The organism is Marinomonas balearica (assembly GCF_004362145.1).
GTDB lineage: Bacteria > Pseudomonadota > Gammaproteobacteria > Pseudomonadales > Marinomonadaceae > Marinomonas > Marinomonas balearica.
Window position 1 is genome coordinate 194,456 of record NZ_SNXC01000010.1, and the last position, 16,382, is coordinate 210,837.

General features: G+C 44.4%; 13 protein-coding genes. All 13 read left to right on the top strand.

Features of this window, described 5'->3' with window-relative positions; translation table 11 throughout:
- Positions 1-78 precede the first annotated feature (78 nt).
- The 13 genes from DFP79_RS06065 to DFP79_RS06125 all read left to right on the top strand — a co-directional run bounded on the left by DFP79_RS06065 (position 79) and on the right by DFP79_RS06125 (position 16,358).
- Positions 79-1,773 (top strand): AMP-binding protein, encoded by a 1,695-nt coding sequence (locus DFP79_RS06065; RefSeq protein WP_133503043.1) that lies wholly within the window; start codon positions 79-81, stop codon positions 1,771-1,773.
- 102 nt (positions 1,774-1,875) lie between these two features.
- A complete protein-coding gene (locus DFP79_RS06070) occupies positions 1,876-2,634 on the top strand; it encodes an enoyl-CoA hydratase-related protein (protein WP_133503044.1) in 759 nt (252 codons plus the stop codon).
- Positions 2,635-2,782: 148 nt separating this feature from the next.
- Entirely contained in the window at positions 2,783-3,265 is a 483-nt protein-coding gene (locus tag DFP79_RS06075; RefSeq protein ID WP_133503045.1) for a DUF3015 domain-containing protein, read from the top strand.
- A gap of 98 nt (positions 3,266-3,363) precedes the next feature.
- A complete protein-coding gene (locus tag DFP79_RS06080) occupies positions 3,364-5,253 on the top strand; it encodes an Lnb N-terminal periplasmic domain-containing protein (RefSeq protein WP_208111399.1) in 1,890 nt (629 codons plus the stop codon).
- A 402-nt stretch (positions 5,254-5,655) separates the two neighbouring features.
- Positions 5,656-6,408 carry an electron transfer flavoprotein subunit beta/FixA family protein gene (locus tag DFP79_RS06085; RefSeq protein WP_133503047.1) on the top strand — a complete coding sequence of 251 codons (753 nt, stop codon included), beginning with the start codon at positions 5,656-5,658 and terminating at the stop codon, positions 6,406-6,408.
- On the top strand, positions 6,405-7,334 hold the full coding sequence (locus DFP79_RS06090) for an electron transfer flavoprotein subunit alpha/FixB family protein (RefSeq protein WP_133503048.1): 930 nt from the start codon (positions 6,405-6,407) through the stop codon (positions 7,332-7,334). Before DFP79_RS06085 ends, DFP79_RS06090 begins: the two co-directional genes overlap by 4 nt.
- A gap of 105 nt (positions 7,335-7,439) precedes the next feature.
- Entirely contained in the window at positions 7,440-9,590 is a 2,151-nt protein-coding gene (gene fadB / locus DFP79_RS06095; protein ID WP_133503049.1) for a fatty acid oxidation complex subunit alpha FadB, read from the top strand.
- A 27-nt stretch (positions 9,591-9,617) separates the two neighbouring features.
- Positions 9,618-10,796 carry an acetyl-CoA C-acyltransferase FadA gene (gene fadA / locus DFP79_RS06100; RefSeq protein ID WP_133503050.1) on the top strand — a complete coding sequence of 393 codons (1,179 nt, stop codon included), beginning with the start codon at positions 9,618-9,620 and terminating at the stop codon, positions 10,794-10,796.
- A gap of 217 nt (positions 10,797-11,013) precedes the next feature.
- Positions 11,014-12,006, top strand: coding sequence for a Bug family tripartite tricarboxylate transporter substrate binding protein (locus DFP79_RS06105; protein ID WP_133503051.1), 993 nt, complete (start codon positions 11,014-11,016; stop codon positions 12,004-12,006).
- A 78-nt stretch (positions 12,007-12,084) separates the two neighbouring features.
- Positions 12,085-12,525: a tripartite tricarboxylate transporter TctB family protein gene (locus DFP79_RS06110; RefSeq protein WP_133503052.1), complete on the top strand. Its 441-nt coding sequence runs from the start codon at positions 12,085-12,087 to the stop codon at positions 12,523-12,525.
- A gap of 3 nt (positions 12,526-12,528) precedes the next feature.
- A complete protein-coding gene (locus DFP79_RS06115; protein WP_133503053.1) occupies positions 12,529-14,052 on the top strand; it encodes a tripartite tricarboxylate transporter permease in 1,524 nt (507 codons plus the stop codon).
- 184 nt (positions 14,053-14,236) lie between these two features.
- Complete coding sequence (locus DFP79_RS06120; RefSeq protein ID WP_133503054.1) at positions 14,237-14,923, top strand: response regulator transcription factor; 687 nt, start codon at positions 14,237-14,239, stop codon at positions 14,921-14,923.
- A complete protein-coding gene (locus tag DFP79_RS06125; protein ID WP_133503055.1) occupies positions 14,883-16,358 on the top strand; it encodes a sensor histidine kinase in 1,476 nt (491 codons plus the stop codon). The genes DFP79_RS06120 and DFP79_RS06125 overlap by 41 nt, the downstream gene beginning before the upstream one ends.
- The last annotated feature ends 24 nt before the right edge of the window (positions 16,359-16,382 follow it).

The window sequence follows — 16,382 nt, forward strand, 5'->3', positions numbered from 1 at the left end:
CTAGATTGGCCTTAATATGATTTTGTTAAGGCCGACTTGCTGGCGATTCTCCTATAACAAGAACAAGTGGAGCTTTATATGCCGAATGAACATGCCCAAACGGCCTGTCCAGAAAATGGGGTAGCAGTACCTACCTCATTGAACCCCCAAAATTTTCAAACCGTAGTCGATGTTCTAACGTCGTCGTGCGAAAAGTTTGAAGACTTTCCTGCATTCAGCTGCATGGATCGGACTTTGACATACCGTGAGCTGAATGAAAAGTCGGATCAGTTTGCAGGATATATTCAAAACCATACTGACCTTAAACCGGGTGATCGAATTGCCGTTCAATTGCCAAATGTTCTGCAATACCCCGTTGTGGTATTCGGTGCGTTAAAAGCGGGTTTGATTATTGTGAATACCAACCCACTTTACACGCCGAAAGAGCTAGAGCATCAATTTAACGACTCGGGAGCTAAGGCGTTAGTTGTGCTTGCAAACATGGCGCACAACGTTGAAAAAATCATACACAAAACAGGCATCAAGCATCTTATAATTACCGAGCTTGCAGACTTTCACTCGCCCGTTAAACGTGTGTTGATTAATACTGTCGTTCGTTATGTTAAAAAAATGGTGCCTAGTTACAGTTTACCGCAAGCGAAATGTCTAAACGATGTACTTGCTCAAGGTAAAAACCATCCCCTTACTAAAGTAAAAGGCACACAAAAAGACATTGTTGTACTCCAATATACCGGTGGTACGACGGGAGTTGCTAAAGGCGCGATGCTGACGAATGCAAATTTAATTTCCAACTTGCATCAACTGTCGTTTCGCTTGAACGGGAACTTAAGTGAAACAAAGGAGCTTTACATTGCTCCGCTACCGCTTTACCACATTTATGCTTTTCTCATTCATGGGTTAACTCTGTTTGAGTGTGGTGGTCATACTGTATTGATTCCGAACCCTCGGGACTTACCCAATTTTGTAAAAGAACTGAAAAAGTGGAAGTTCACTGGTTTTGTTGGCTTAAATACCTTGTTCGTAGGGCTGTGTAACCGAAAAGATTTTCAGGAAGTAGATTTCTCTTCCTTAAAGCTAACGTGTTCAGGTGGCATGCCGCTGACTCATGCCGCCGCGGATCAGTGGAAACAGGTAACGGGTTGTCAGGTTGTTGAAGGTTATGGCTTGACCGAGACCTCGCCGGTGGTTTCGTTTAATCCTGTCGGCTATGAAAAAGTAGGGACTATTGGTGTTCCTGTCGATGAAACACAGGTAAAAGTGATCGATGACAGTGGGGTGGAGGCTCCTCAAGGCGAACCTGGCGTGCTTTGTGTTCGTGGACCTCAGGTAATGAAAGGTTACTGGCAGCAGGAAAAAGCCACGAGCGAGGTGATGACGCCAGATGGATTTTTGATTACTGGAGACATTGCGGTCATACAGGATGATGGGTATCTGAAAATTGTAGACCGAGCGAAAGATATGATTATTGTTTCGGGGTTCAATGTGTACCCGACTGAAGTTGAAGACATTCTTTGCTCTCACCCAAATGTATTGGAAGCGGCCGCGATCGGCGTTGATGACGATAAGACTGGCGAAGCGGTGAAAGTGTTTATTGTGCTACGAGATCCTGAAGGCGAACAATCAACAAAGGCTATCCGGACATTTTGTAAAGAACATTTGGCGGCTTATAAAGTGCCTAAATTTGTTGAAGTTCGAGAAGAGCTTCCAAAAACAAATGTGGGAAAAGTACTTCGCAGAGCGCTAAGAGATGAGCATAAAGCGGAAGCTAGCTGATTGTTCAATTGCGGTGAGATTGAGTATATGGAAGGTTCTATTATAAAAGTGAAATAAATCAAGATAGCCCATTTATAACATTGTCTTTTTTTGGAGCGATTAATGTCATCAGAACATATTGTCGAAAAAATTGAAGGGGGAGTGCAGTTTCTTCGCCTTAATCGCCCTGAAAAAAAGAATGCCATTACGCTCGATATGTACCAGATGTTGGGTGACTTTCTTCACGCAGGAGAGGTTAACCGCGAGGTGAAAGTCACTTTAATATACGGTCAAGGAGAGGACTTTACGGCAGGCAATGACATAAATGAGTTTATTTCTATTGCTCAGTTTCCCGATAAAATGACCAGCACACTGGCGTTTCTCCAAATATTGACCAGCTACAAGAAGCCTTTGATCGCTGCTGTAGAAGGGCGGGCTGTGGGCATCGGAGCGACAATGTTACTTCATTGTGATTTGGTGGTCGCAGCGCGTGAAGCTGTTTTGAAGTTTCCTTTTGTCCAACTTGGCTTAGTTCCAGAAGCGGCTTCCAGTCATTTGCTTCCTAGGTTAATTGGGCATCAGCACGCTTTTGAAGTATTGGTGCTCGGGGAGGAGGTAACAGGGCTGGAAGCGTTAGATTACAAGTTGGTCAATAAGGTGTGTGAATCTGGTGAAGCGGTGGAATTGGCTGCACAATTGGCCGAAAAAGTTTCGGCATTACCGCGTGAAGCTGTGGAGCTGTCTAAAGATTTGCTCAAATACCGTGGGCAGGACGACGTTCAAATGGCGCTGATGCGAGAAGCTAGAATTTTTAAAGACCGTTTAAAGTCTCGCGAAGCCCACGCTGCATTTAGTGCATTTTTATCTCGTTCTAAGGTTTAGTGAAGTTAAGAGAAAAATTGTAAAAAATTGCTTTAATCGAAGCGGGTAGATATATATAATCGCCGCCAGTCGCTGCATCATTGATGGATTATTAATAGATGACAGTGACAAATGGACTTTTATTTATTTCATGGATATAGGGAATTTTATGAAAAAGCTAATCCTTTCTGCCGCTCTGGCAACTGCTTCAATCTCTTCTTTCGCTGCTGGTGGTCACGGCCCTGCTGGTTGTGGTCTGGGTTCTCAAGTATTCACGGATGCTAACGAATGGTATGAGCACGTACTTGCTGCAACAACTAACGGTTCATCTGGCAACCAAACATTTGGTATGACTTCAGGTACTTTAGGTTGTGAAGATGCAAATGGCCCATTCTCTAGCAGTGTTGCTGTGTTTATTAATGATAACTTAGAACCTCTTGCGGTTGATTCTGCAAAAGGCCACGGTGAAACGCTTGCAGCACTAGGTCAATTGATCGGTGTAGAGTCACAAGATCAAGCTGTTTTTGAAGAAACAATGCAAACTAACTTCGACTCAATCTTTGCTTCTGCTGATGTAACGTCTGCATCTGCATATGAAGGAATTGTAGAGTTGATGGAAAATTCTCCAGAGCTTGCTAAATACCTAGGCTAATTCTGCCTAAATTTTAAAAAGCGCTAAGCAATACGGATAACCTCTGTTTGCTAGCGCTTTTTTATTGCCCACTCTTCTACTTTATCTACATTCTTCTTATGTTAATTCGATTCAAGCTCGCACGTTTTTGTTCATCAATCATTGCTGTATTTTTATCTGCTTTATCTCTTTTGGCCGGTGCAAATGTTCAGGCAATGAGTTTAGATGCTTTGTCTCAAGATCCACAATGGCTAGATTTACTGCATTATCACCGCATCGGAGTGAATCTTGAATCGGGCAGTCAAATTGACGATGAGCGATTTTTTTTGTCATCAACTGGCGCTATAGATCCTCTTTCCGAACTACAGCAAACCGTTTTGGCATTGCAACAATCTAAAGCGGATCAAATTGCTCAGGCACCTGACGTGACGCCTGCGCAATGTCGTTTTCCGGCTCGATTGGCTTGGCTAAAAGATAAATTGCCCAATACACCTTTTGTCGACGTTGAGTGTCCAGAGTTTCAACAATGGTTCTCAGATTTGGACGGTGAAAAACTGTATTTGGTCTTTCCTGCCGCGTACCTGAACAGCCCGTCTTCTATGTATGGACACACACTGTTTCGTGTCAAAAAACGAGGAAACAACAACCCCTTACTTGATACAGCCGTAAATTTCGCGGCGAATACCGACCCCAATGACAATGAATTAGTCTTTACCTATAAAGGGCTAACAGGCGGTTACCCAGGTGTCGCGTCGATCATGCCTTACTACCAAAAAGTGAAGGAATACAGCTTTTTAGAGAGTCGAGATATTTGGGAATACGAGTTGGATTTATCTCAAGCTGAAATTGATCAGTTTTTGCGTCATATTTGGGAGGTTCAATCGGCTTACTTCGATTATTACTTCTTTTCAGAAAATTGCTCATATCAATTGTTAACGTTATTGGATGCCGCTGTAGAAGGCCCTGGGCTTGCAGATTCGTTTTCAGTATGGGCTATTCCTGTGGATACAGTGCGAGCTTTGGATTCAAAGGGCTGGTTAGCAGGCGCAACGTACAGAGCCTCTGTTATGAATCGCATGAACTTCATGATGGATGAACTAACAGCACAGCAAATTGATATAGCGAAGCAATTAGTTGAGAAAGCTCAGATTGAGTTAGATGAGCTGGAGCGTTATGGAGTACATGACCAAACTCGGATATTAGAAGTCGCCTACGAATACAGTCGTTACTTGTCTGCAAGAAAGAAATCTTCGCTTCCTCATCTGGCTGGCCGTTCGATCAAGCTTTTGTCTTTGAGAAGTAAAATGGGGACTAAGCCCGTATTTTTTGATACTCCGACACCCAGTAAACGGGATGACGAAGGCCATAAAACACAAAGGCTATCGTTGGGGGGAAGTGTTCGAGACGAACATTATTTTGGGCGACTTGAATATCGCCCGTCTTACCATGACTTGTTAGATCCTATCGATGGGTATTTGCCGGGTGCAGAGTTGTCAATACTGGGAGGAGCTTTGCGGATCAATGACGAGGCAGACATTGAGGTCGATTATTTGAATTTTGTAAATATCCTCTCCATGTCTCCCAGAAACGCATTGATGACGCCAAAATCGTGGAAAGTAAATGCCAGCCTAGTGCGCGATATCAGACAATCGGATGAGCTTGTGTTTAATTTACAAGGTGGTGTGGGGGCAACGTATGCATTTGATACGGGGCTGGTAGCATTTTTCTTAAATGCCAGCACGTCGATCGATGATGTATATAAACAGGGTTATCTAGCCGAGGTAGGGCCAGAAGTTCGTTGGGTTACTCAGGGTGAAATGGCCTCCTTTTACACAGGCTATCAGTTGTGGAGTGACACAAAAAATCTGGGCGATATGACTCATAACATTTCTCTTGGGGTTGGCCTTAAGGTCAATGATGATGTTCAGATAAGAGGCGAGACTCATTTCACTAAATCTGATCACGATGAGTGGCTGAATGGTCATCTCTCGTTAATGTATTACTTTTAGTTGGACGTCGATTTTTAGTTCCCGTTAAGTGAGCGATACAAAAGGTGCTGAAGGAAAATGTAAATTTCCCAGCACCTTATTTTTTTAACCTCGACCTATCTTTCCCAGCACCTTATTTTTTTAACCTCGACCTATCCTACAGTCTGCACCTCTCCTTATTCCTGAATTCCACGGTCTTTATCTTGCTCTATACCTCGCCCATTTTTATCCGTGACAATTTTTGTTAGTTAACAGGCGCTTTTTTGTTATTGAGGAAAGTTGGATCCAAGCTAGTATTTAATAACGATAGATTACTGAGTTATTGGCAAGCGTAAGCATGTTCGGCTCATTGCCAAATCATTATTGGGATTTGAATTCATAATCATTAATCCGACTGAGCTGAAATAAAAATTAGAGGGGCTTATGAAGATACTTGTTGCTGTTAAAAGAGTCATTGATTACAACGTCAAGGTTCGCATAAAAAGTGACCATACGAATGTTGATCTTACCAATACAAAAATGTCTATGAATCCGTTTTGTGAAATTGCGGTTGAAGAAGCGATTCGGTTAAAAGAAAAAGGCGTCGCTTCAGAAATTGTGGTTGCAACGATTGGCTCGAAAGCGTGTCAGGAAACCCTTCGCACCGCACTGGCATTAGGTGCTGATCGAGCGATACAGGTAGAAGCGGAAGACGCTTTGGATTCGCTATCGGTTGCTAAGTTATTGGCTAAATTGGCAACTGACGAAAATGCGGATCTAGTGATTATGGGGAAACAAGCAATTGATTCTGATAACAATCAGACAGGGCAAATGCTTGCTGCACTGTTGGATTATCCTCAAGCGACATTCGCATCTGAGGTTGTTGTCGAAGGCGGTGAGGCAGTTGTTACTCGAGAAGTAGACGGTGGTTTGCAGACGTTAGCGATTCAACTTCCTGCGGTTATTACAACGGATCTTCGTCTTAATGAACCTCGCTTTGCAAAACTGCCTGACATCATGAAAGCGAAACGGAAACCGCTTGATGTGAAGACACCTGAAGAGTTGGGTGTTGAGATTAAATCGAATCTAGAAATTGTATCGGTAACGCCTCCTCCAGAGCGCAGTGGTGGTGTCAAAGTCACCTCGGTTTCAGAGCTGGTTGAGAAACTTAAAAACGAAGCAAAGGTGATCTCATGAGCGTTTTAGTCATTTCAGAACACGATAATTCGACTCTTAAACCAGCGACGTTGAATACGATCACGGCTGCGATAGAAGTAGGTGGTGATGTCCATGTCTTAGTTGCAGGTAAGGGCAGCCAATCTGTCGTCAGTCAGGTTTCAACCATTGTCGGTGTTTCCAAGGTATTCGTAGCTGACAATGCGGTATATGAGCATCAGTTAGCGGAAAATATTTCTAAATTAGTCGTTGAGTTAGCGTCTGATTATTCTCACATTATGACGCCTGCAACAACGACAGGGAAAAACCTCTTACCTCGTGTCGCAGCGTTGCTAGATGTTGCTCAAATCTCCGATATTATCCAAGTTGAAAGCTCAGATACATTTGTTCGCCCAGTGTATGCAGGAAATGCTATAGCAACGGTAAAATCTACCGACGTGACTAAAGTCATTACTGTGCGCTCAACAGGGTTCGATGCCGCTGTACCAGAAGGTGGCAATGCGAACCAGGTTACGGTCGAGCAAGTGATTGAATCAAACAAATGCAGATTTGTTTCAGACCAATTGGTTGAATCGGATCGACCAGAGTTAACGGCCGCAAGTGTCATCGTATCAGGTGGCCGAGGTATGGGCAGCGGCGACAATTTTAAATTACTCGAAGGCGTTGCAGACAAATTAGGCGCCGCGATCGGAGCATCACGAGCCGCGGTTGATGCGGGTTTTGTCCCTAATGATATGCAAGTGGGTCAAACTGGTAAAACAGTGGCTCCAGATTTGTATGTTGCAGTGGGCATTTCGGGCGCGATTCAACACCTTGCTGGTATGAAAGATTCCAAAGTGATCGTAGCAATTAATAAAGATGAAGACGCTCCTATTTTCCAAATTGCAGATTATGGATTGGTTGCCGATCTGTTTGAAGCCGTCCCAGAACTTGAAAGCAGTTTATAAATTCGCGTTATTCGTATGTGCCATGACGTAAGCGGTGCTTTGAGCATCGCTTACTCGCTTACTCATCAATAATAAGAAGTAAAATAAGAATAAATGGAGACCAACATGATCTATGAAGGACAAGCTCTCAAGGTAACAAAAGAGGCTGATGGTGTCGCGATGTTAACCTTAGACCTTGCTGGAGATTCGGTAAATAAGTTCAATACGCTCACGCTTAAAGAGCTTGCGGAAGCGGTTGAGCTACTCAAACTTGAATCGGATGTTAAAGGCCTAATTATTGGTAGTGCGAAAGATGTGTTTGTTGTCGGTGCTGACATTTCTGAATTTTTGACATGGTTCAAGCTTTCTGATGAAGCGTTGGCGGATAAACTGCGTGAAGTGCACTCAGTATTTTCTGATATTTCTAACCTGCCATTTCCAACGGTCGCCGCCATCAATGGTATTGCCTTAGGCGGTGGTATGGAGCTTTGTTTAGCGTGTGATTATCGCGTGATGGCTGAGAAAGCGAAAATTGGATTGCCGGAGACACAATTGGGAATCTACCCAGGGTGGGGCGGAACGGTGCGCTTACCAAGAATCATTGGTGTTGATAACGCCTGTGAGTGGATTTGCGGCGGTGCTCAAAAGCGCAGTGCAGACGCGTTAAAAGACGGCGCGGTTGACGCAGTTGTGCCGCTAGAGAAGGTTTTACAGTCAGCAAGGCACCTTCTTCAGCAAGTAATAGATGGAAAGCTCGATGTTATGGCGCGTCGCGAGGAGCTGCGGGCTCCAATGCATTTCTCTCCTATTGAAAAAATGATGGTGTTTGAATCGGTTCGAGGTGTGGTGGGGGCCAAAGCGGGTAAACATTACCCTGCGCCAATGGCGGCCATCAAAGCGATGGAAAAGAATGTCAGCCAGTCGATTGAAAAAGCCTGCGAAACAGAGATAAAAGGCTTTATAAAAGTAGCGAAAACGGACGTTGCCCGATCGCTTGTTAATCTGTTTCTTAATGATCAATACATTAAAAAGTTGTCTGGGACGTTATCTAAATCGGCTGAGCCTGTTAAACAAGCCGCAGTACTGGGCGCGGGTATCATGGGAGGCGGTGTTGCTTATCAATCTGCCTCAAAAGGCACACCGATTTTAATGAAGGACATAAGGCCTGAAGCTCTAGACTTGGGGCTTTCTGAAGCCAGTAAACTGTTCGGAAAACAGGTCGAGCGCGGTCGATTGACGGCCGAAAAAGCCATGCAAGGGCTCAACAGTATTGTGCCTGCGTTGAGCTATGGTGAATTTAAAAGCGTTGATTTGGTTGTCGAAGCCGTCGTTGAGAATGTTAACGTTAAGAAATCCGTATTAGCCGAAACAGAAGATCATATTCGTGATGATGCAATACTGGCATCAAATACTTCAACCATTTCCATTACGGAACTCTCGAAAGCACTTAAACGACCTGAAAATTTCTGCGGTATGCACTTTTTTAATCCAGTCCATCGTATGCCATTGGTCGAAGTGATTCGAGGAGAAAAATCCAGCGATAAAGCGGTCGCGCAAACCGTTGCGTACGCTCAAGCGATGGGTAAGACACCAATAGTAGTGAACGATTGTCCGGGCTTTTTGGTAAACCGTGTTTTGTTCCCTTACTTCGCTGGTTTTTCATTAATGATGAAGGAAGGCGCTGATTTCCAACAAATTGATAAGGTGATGGAACGATTTGGATGGCCGATGGGTCCCGCTTATCTTATTGATGTCGTCGGCACGGATACAGCGTTTCACGCTGATCGAGTTATGGCTGAAGGCTTTCCCGATCGGATGACACACGAAGGCAAAAATGCCGTTGATAAATTGTACGAGTTGGAGCGATTTGGTCAGAAGAATGGAAAAGGATTCTATCGATATGAACAGGATCGCAAGGGTAAACCGAAGAAGATATACGATGAAGAAGTAAGTGCTTTGCTTGCAGAAACGGTCGATTCTCACAATGAACAAAGTGATGATGAAATCGTTGCAAGGATGATGATTCCGTTATGCATTGAAACCGTCAGATGTGTGGAAGAGGGGATTGTTGGCTCTCCCGCAGAAGCGGATATGGGCCTTATCTATGGTATTGGTTTTCCTCCATATCTAGGTGGCGCGTTACATTATCTTGACCAAATGGGGCTGAAAGCGTTCTGTGAATTAGCCGATCAGTTTAGCCACTTAGGCAAATTGTATGAGCCAACCGCACGTATGCGAGACATGGCGAAAAACAATGAAACCTATTTTAAAGCATAACCCAAAGGCGAGATAAGGAGAAAAGCAATGAATTTGAATCCAAACGATGTTGTGATCATCGATGCTGTTCGATCCCCGATGGGAAAGTCTAAAAACGGTGTTTTTCGTAATGTTCGCGCTGAAAACCTGTCTGCTGCACTGGTCAAAGCGCTTTTTAAGCGCAATCCCAACGTAAACCCAAACGATGTTGAAGATTTGATTTGGGGTTGTGTAAACCAAACGCTTGAGCAGGGTTTTAATGTTGCCAGAGCCGTTGCTTTGTTAGGTGGATTGCCTATTACGTCCGCAGCTCAGACGGTAAATCGATTGTGTGGCTCTTCAATGTCAGCGATTCACACTGCGGCACAAGCAATTATGACAGGACAAGGCGATGTCTTTGTTGTCGGTGGAGTAGAACATATGGGACATGTGCCTATGATGCATGGGGTTGATGTAAACCCTGCGCTTTCAAAGCACATGGCTAAAGCGTCCATGATGATGGGTGTAACGGCAGAAATGCTTGGCAAAATGCACGGTATTAGTCGAGCGGCTCAGGATGAGTTCGCTGTACGTTCGCATCAACGCGCACACCTTGCGAGTATCGAAGGGCGTTTTGCTAATGAAACAGTCTCAATTGAAGGCCATGATGCCGAAGGCAATAAGGTTCTTGTCGACGTTGACGAGGTGATACGCCCAGAGACATCAATGGAAACCTTAGCGACACTGAAGCCTGTATTTATGCCCAAAGTCGGTACGGTCACGGCAGGAACATCTTCTGCCTTATCAGACGGAGCATCGGCGATGTTAATGATGTCTGCAGCAAAAGCCGAAGAGCTTGGCTTACAACCAATGGCTAAGGTAAGGAGTATGGCTGTGGCTGGGTGCGATCCTGCCATTATGGGATATGGCCCCGTTCCTGCTACTCAAAAAGCGTTAAAACGTACAGGTTTAACCATCGACGACATTGACCTTGTTGAGCTAAACGAGGCATTTGCAGCCCAGTCTCTTCCTGTACTGAAAGACTTAAAGTTGACGGATCTAGTTGATGAAAAAGTGAATCTTAAAGGTGGAGCAATTGCGCTTGGTCATCCACTTGGTTGTTCTGGTGCTCGTATATCGACAACCTTGTTGCATTCAATGCAAGAAAAAGATGCGAACTTAGGTCTTGCGACCATGTGTATTGGTATGGGACAAGGTATCGCGACGGTGTTCGAGCGTTTAAAGTAATGCTGTTGAAATAAAGACCTTCAGAAAATGAACACAAAAAATAGAGTGAACAAGGCTCAGATACTGCGCTTTGTTCGCTCTATTTTCGTTTTAAGCATAAAAAAACACGGGATGACAGGCTAGTGACAGGTTAGTGAGATAGCTTTTAGCATGAATGTAATCATATATGGGCATTCAAAGATTACTCATAAAACAACAATAAAAGCAGGAGAAAACCATGTTTAAAGTCACGTCTCTGAAATCTGTCATTGTATCTAGTTCAATCGCCTTAGCGGTTGCAAGTCAAGCCTATGCTTATGAACCCGCTCGTAGTGCCGAATGTATTGCTCCAGCAAACCCAGGTGGTGGTTGGGATTTTACATGCCGTAGCGTTGGTAAAGCGCTAAAGGATCTTGATTACATCAAGGGCAATGTTCAAACAGTGAATATGCCAGGTGCTGGTGGCGGAGTGGCGTTTGCTCATACTGTTAGCAAACGTAAAAAAGACGATGCATTAATTGTAGCTGCAAGTACGGCGACGACCACACGTCTTGCACAGAAACAATTCCCCGGGATGAACTCTGATCAAGTTAAATGGGTGGGAACACTCGGAGCAGACTACGGCGTTATCGCGGTAGGTAAGGATTCAAAATACACTTCACTTACTCAGGTTATGGACGCGCTAAAAAGCAATCCAGGAGCGGTTAAATTTGCTGGAGGCAGCGCAACAGGTGGTTGGGATCATCTAAAAGTTCTGATTACTGCAAAAGAAGCGCAAGTCGATAATCTACCTAAAATTCGTTACCTTGCTTTCAGTGGAGGTTCTGAAGCCCTCGTTCAAGTGGTGGGTGGCCATGTAGACGCATTCACAGGAGACATTTCTGAAGTCAAAGGCTTCTTAGAGTCTGGTGATTTACGTGTACTTGCTGTTTTGTCTGAAGAGCGCCTTCCTGAACCATTAAATGCCATTCCGACTGCGCTAGAGCAAGGTATTAGTTCAGTTGCGCCTAACTGGCGTGGATTCTACGTTCCAGGTAATGCAAGCGATGAGTCTTACGATTGGTGGGTGAACTCTATTGATGAGCTTTACGAAACGCCAGAATGGAAAGACATTATGGCTAAAAACGGATTGATGCCGTTCCACAAATCAGGCGAAGAATTCACTCAGTTTGTAAAAAATCAAACCCTTGAAATCTATACACTTTCTAAAGATATTGGCTTAATTCGATAAGCAAATACTTTTACCTCTCTAAGCAGGGAAGAGGCTTTTTTCCCTGCTTGTCTTGAAAAATCACTTTGGAGCAGAAACATGCGTATAAATGATCGTGTGTTTGGCATGCTGATGCTAATTCTTGCGGTGACCTACGGTTATCAAGCAACTCTTTTTCCGGTGCCATTTGGCGGACAAGAATCCGTAGGGCCTGAAACTTTTCCAATAATGCTGTCTGTTTTATTAGGAATTGGATCATTGTATATGATGATCAAACCCGATGAAGATACTAAGTGGCCACCCCTAACCATGCTATTAGAGCTTGTCTTAGTGTGCGGCGTTTTGGTCGCTTTTGCGTGGTCTATTGAGTATGTCGGTTTTATCATTTCAGCCGCGTTTACCGTCGCCTTTCTTAGCTGGCGAATGGGCGCAACAATCGCAAAATCCTCCATTACAGGCGCAGTGACGTCTTTGGTTATATTTGTGTTGTTTAATAAAGTACTTGAGCTAGCGCTGCCTTCGGGCATCTTGGGGTTTTAAGTCATGGAAACACTCAGTTTATTATTTGATGGTTTTACGGTCGCGTTAGCACCGGAAAGCCTTATGTTCGCCATGATAGGGGCGATTTTAGGAACACTCATAGGTGCGTTACCCGGCCTTGGGCCTGCGAATGGCGTCGCAATTCTTATTCCGTTGGCATTCAGTTTAGGTTTGTCTGCAACGTCGTCGCTTATTCTGCTGACATCCGTCTACGCTGGAGCAATGTACGGCGGACGTATCTCATCCATTCTACTCAATATTCCAGGTGACGAACCTGCAATGATGACCTGTTTGGATGGTTACCCAATGGCGCTAAAAGGCAAAGCAGCCGAAGCTCTTGCTACGTCTGCAATCGCGTCATTTATTGGTAGTTTTATTGCTACGATTGGTCTTGTTATCCTCGCTCCGATTCTGGCGAAATTTGCATTGAAGTTTGGGCCTGCTGAATATTTCGCATTGTTCGCACTCGCTTTCGCGACATTGGGGGGAATAACCGGTAAAAACCAGTTTAAAACACTCATCGCGGCGGCATTGGGTCTTATGATTGCGACCGTCGGTATTGATATTTCAACTGGTGTTCAGCGATTCACATACAACAGTTTACATCTGTTTGAAGGCATCGATTTCTTAATTGCAATCGTTGGTTTGTTTGCGATTTCAGAATTGTTCTTCTTCTTGGAAGCGCACGCTGGCGATGGCTTAAAACAAGTTGCATTGAATAAGTTGAAACTGACTGCAAAAGACATTCTGTTTGTTTTGCCTGCTTCAATACGCGGTGCATTACTTGGTTTTGTATCAGGTGTCTTACCCGGAGCAGGCGCATCGTTAGGTAGCTTTATTTCCTACACGATGGAAAAGAAAGCGTCCGATAAAGACGGTACTTTTGGTAAAGGTGATCCACGAGGTGTAGCTGCACCAGAAGCGGGTAACAATGGAGCCGCATCGGGAGCGTTAGTGCCTATGCTTACTCTTGGCGTACCGGGAAGTGGCACGACGGCGGTATTGTTGGCGATGTTGATTTCACTTAATGTGAATCCAGGCCCCATGCTGTTCCAACAAAATCCTGAGTTGGTTTGGAGTGTTATTGCCGCACTTTTCGTCGGGAACCTAGTATTGCTTCTGCTCAATATTCCAATGGTGGGTATCTTTGTTAAGTTACTTAGTATTCCGCCAAAGTACTTAATGCCGATTGTAACCATGGTTGCAGCGGTAGGCATATATTCAATAACGAGCAGTGCCGTAGATTTGTACTTCATGGTTGGTTTCGGGGTTATGGGCTATGTTTTACGTAAAATCGATATTCCCCTTGTTCCGGTCATTTTAGGTATGTTGCTTGGACCTGAGATGGAGAAAAATCTACGTCACGCATTAGTATTGTCTGACGGTGATTGGACGACTCTCTTAAGTTCAGGTTTGAGTATCGGGCTTTGGAGTGTTGCATTGGCTGGATTGTTATTGCCTATTTTAGTCGGTCCGATTTTACGTGCAAAAATGAAGCGCTCTAAAGCGGCAACTGAAGAAGCATAGAATACAGTTGAATCTAAAGTTTTAGGTTCTCAGCGAATAAAGCGCATACTCATGCTATGTGAGAAATAGCGGTTTAATACAAAAAAATTCGGAGTTATGATGGCTTCGAATTTTTTGTGTGCTGGCGCAATAGCCGCAGTCACGTCTATAAAAATAATAAAAGCCGTCTTAAGGTGGGTATATAGTGCGAATTTTAGTTGTAGAGGATACGCGTGTGCTCGGTCAGGCAATTTGTGAAAGGTTGTCGAGTCTCGGACACGGTGTAGATTTGCTTGAAGATGGTCGACAAGCCGATAACTTTCTTAGCTACCAAAGTGTGGATTTAATTCTGCTGGATTTGAACCTCCCCGGATTGTCAGGCTTACAAATCTTGCAACGATTGCGTATGAGAGACGACGCAACTCCAGTATTGGTTCTTACCGCCCGTGATCAGGTGGAAGATCGAATTCGTCTGTTAGACGGTGGAGCGGACGATTATCTGACCAAACCTTTTGACTTTGGTGAATTAGAAGCCAGATGTCGAGCCTTACTTCGACGTAAGCAGGGCTACGCTGCGAATATCAGTGAACATGGAAACCTAATTGTTAATCGCGATAATCGGCAAGTCACTGTTAATGGCGAAATGGCCGCTCTGACAAACAGAGAATTTCGCTTGTTAGAGATCTTTCTTGGTCATCTTGGTCGTGTGCTCAGCAAGGATGACATTACCGAGCACTTGTTTAACTTCGACGAAACACCCGGACAAAATGCTATTGAGCTTTATGTCGCGCGCGTGAGAAAAAAGTTAGTAGGCAGTGATTTGGTTATTAACACGCTTCGAGGGATTGGCTATGTGGCGGAAATTGCTACAACCTCAACGACCTCTCGATGACAATTTAGAGCTACAACGCGCCCCTTCTTTGCGAGTTCGTTTTATTTTGACAGGGATGTTAGTCATCGGTGTGATCACGGGCATAGCGGTTAAGCTTGTCTTTGATTACAGCCAGAAGCTGGCCGATCTTTCCTACGATAGATTATTGAAGTCTGCCATTTTACAAATGGATGAGAATGTAGGAATGCTGCGTGGTGACGTCACAATAGAAATTCCTTGGTCTGCTTTCTCGACCCTCGCGCAAGCAAATGAAGATCGTATTTTTTATAAGGTAGAAAGCTCAAGTAAGGGATTTATGACGGGCTATCCCGATTTGAATAGCGCTCCTGAGTTCCCCATTGAGCTTGGCCAAGTTCAGTTTTTTAATCGCGAATACGCCGGAGAAATGACGCGATTTGCTTGGATGAAGCGTTATCTAACGGAACCTGATGCCTCAGGAACGGTCACCATAGCGTTAGCACAAACTCGTATCTCCCGAGAGGAAATGTCGGCCGCGATCACCCAACGAGCGGTTCAGGTTGTTCTGGTGATTGCGCTCGTTGCGATCGCTCTTATTGTGTTTGGTAGTCAGCTTGTATTGCGTCCTTTACATCGAATAGAACGAAATCTTGAAGAGCGTTTAGCCGGCGACTTGACCCCCATTTCGATGCGAACACCAAAAGAAACACACCATTTGAAAGTGGCCATAAATCATTTTATGGAGAGACTTAAAACCAACTTAGAGCAACTTGAAAACTATACCGCGGACGCGGCGCATCAGCTTAGGACGCCGATTGCCAGCTTAAAGGCGTTAGCAGAAAATGCACGAGATATTCGCTCACCTTCTGAGCAACATGATGCCTTGAATAACATTATTCATCAATGCGAAAGCCTAAGTGAAACCGTCAACTTACTGCTTAACCAAGCGGTAGTATCACATCGTTTGCAAACACATCAAATGGGAATCGTGAACCTATTGGAGCCTATTAGCCAGTCTTGTCGAGCTCAGGCGGTAAGTGCGTTGCGCAAAGGAGTGCATTTGTCTTTTGAAAACGAGCTTGAATCTGCCCTGATCATTGGCGATGAGTTTACTCTGCATCAACTCATGCAAAACTTGATTGAAAACGCAGTGCGTTACAGTACGTTAGTGCAACCCGATGAACGCTTGGAAGTTATTATTCGCGTTGAGTCGTTACTGGGTACATATAGGGTAAGCGTAATTGATCATGGTGTGGGAATCGCGGATGAAGACAAAGAAAAAGTGTTTGAGCGATTTTATCGAGGAAACACCAAAAATCAGTCGTATCAAATCACGGGGACTGGCGTTGGGTTAGCGATGGTGAAAGACATTGCGGATCATCATCATGCAAATATTACGGTGAATGACACCGTGCCAAACGGGACAACGGTATGCATTGAGTTTCCAGCATACCTTGGCAATTATGAGGTCGGATAAATTGGCTAGGCAAACAGTAATCAG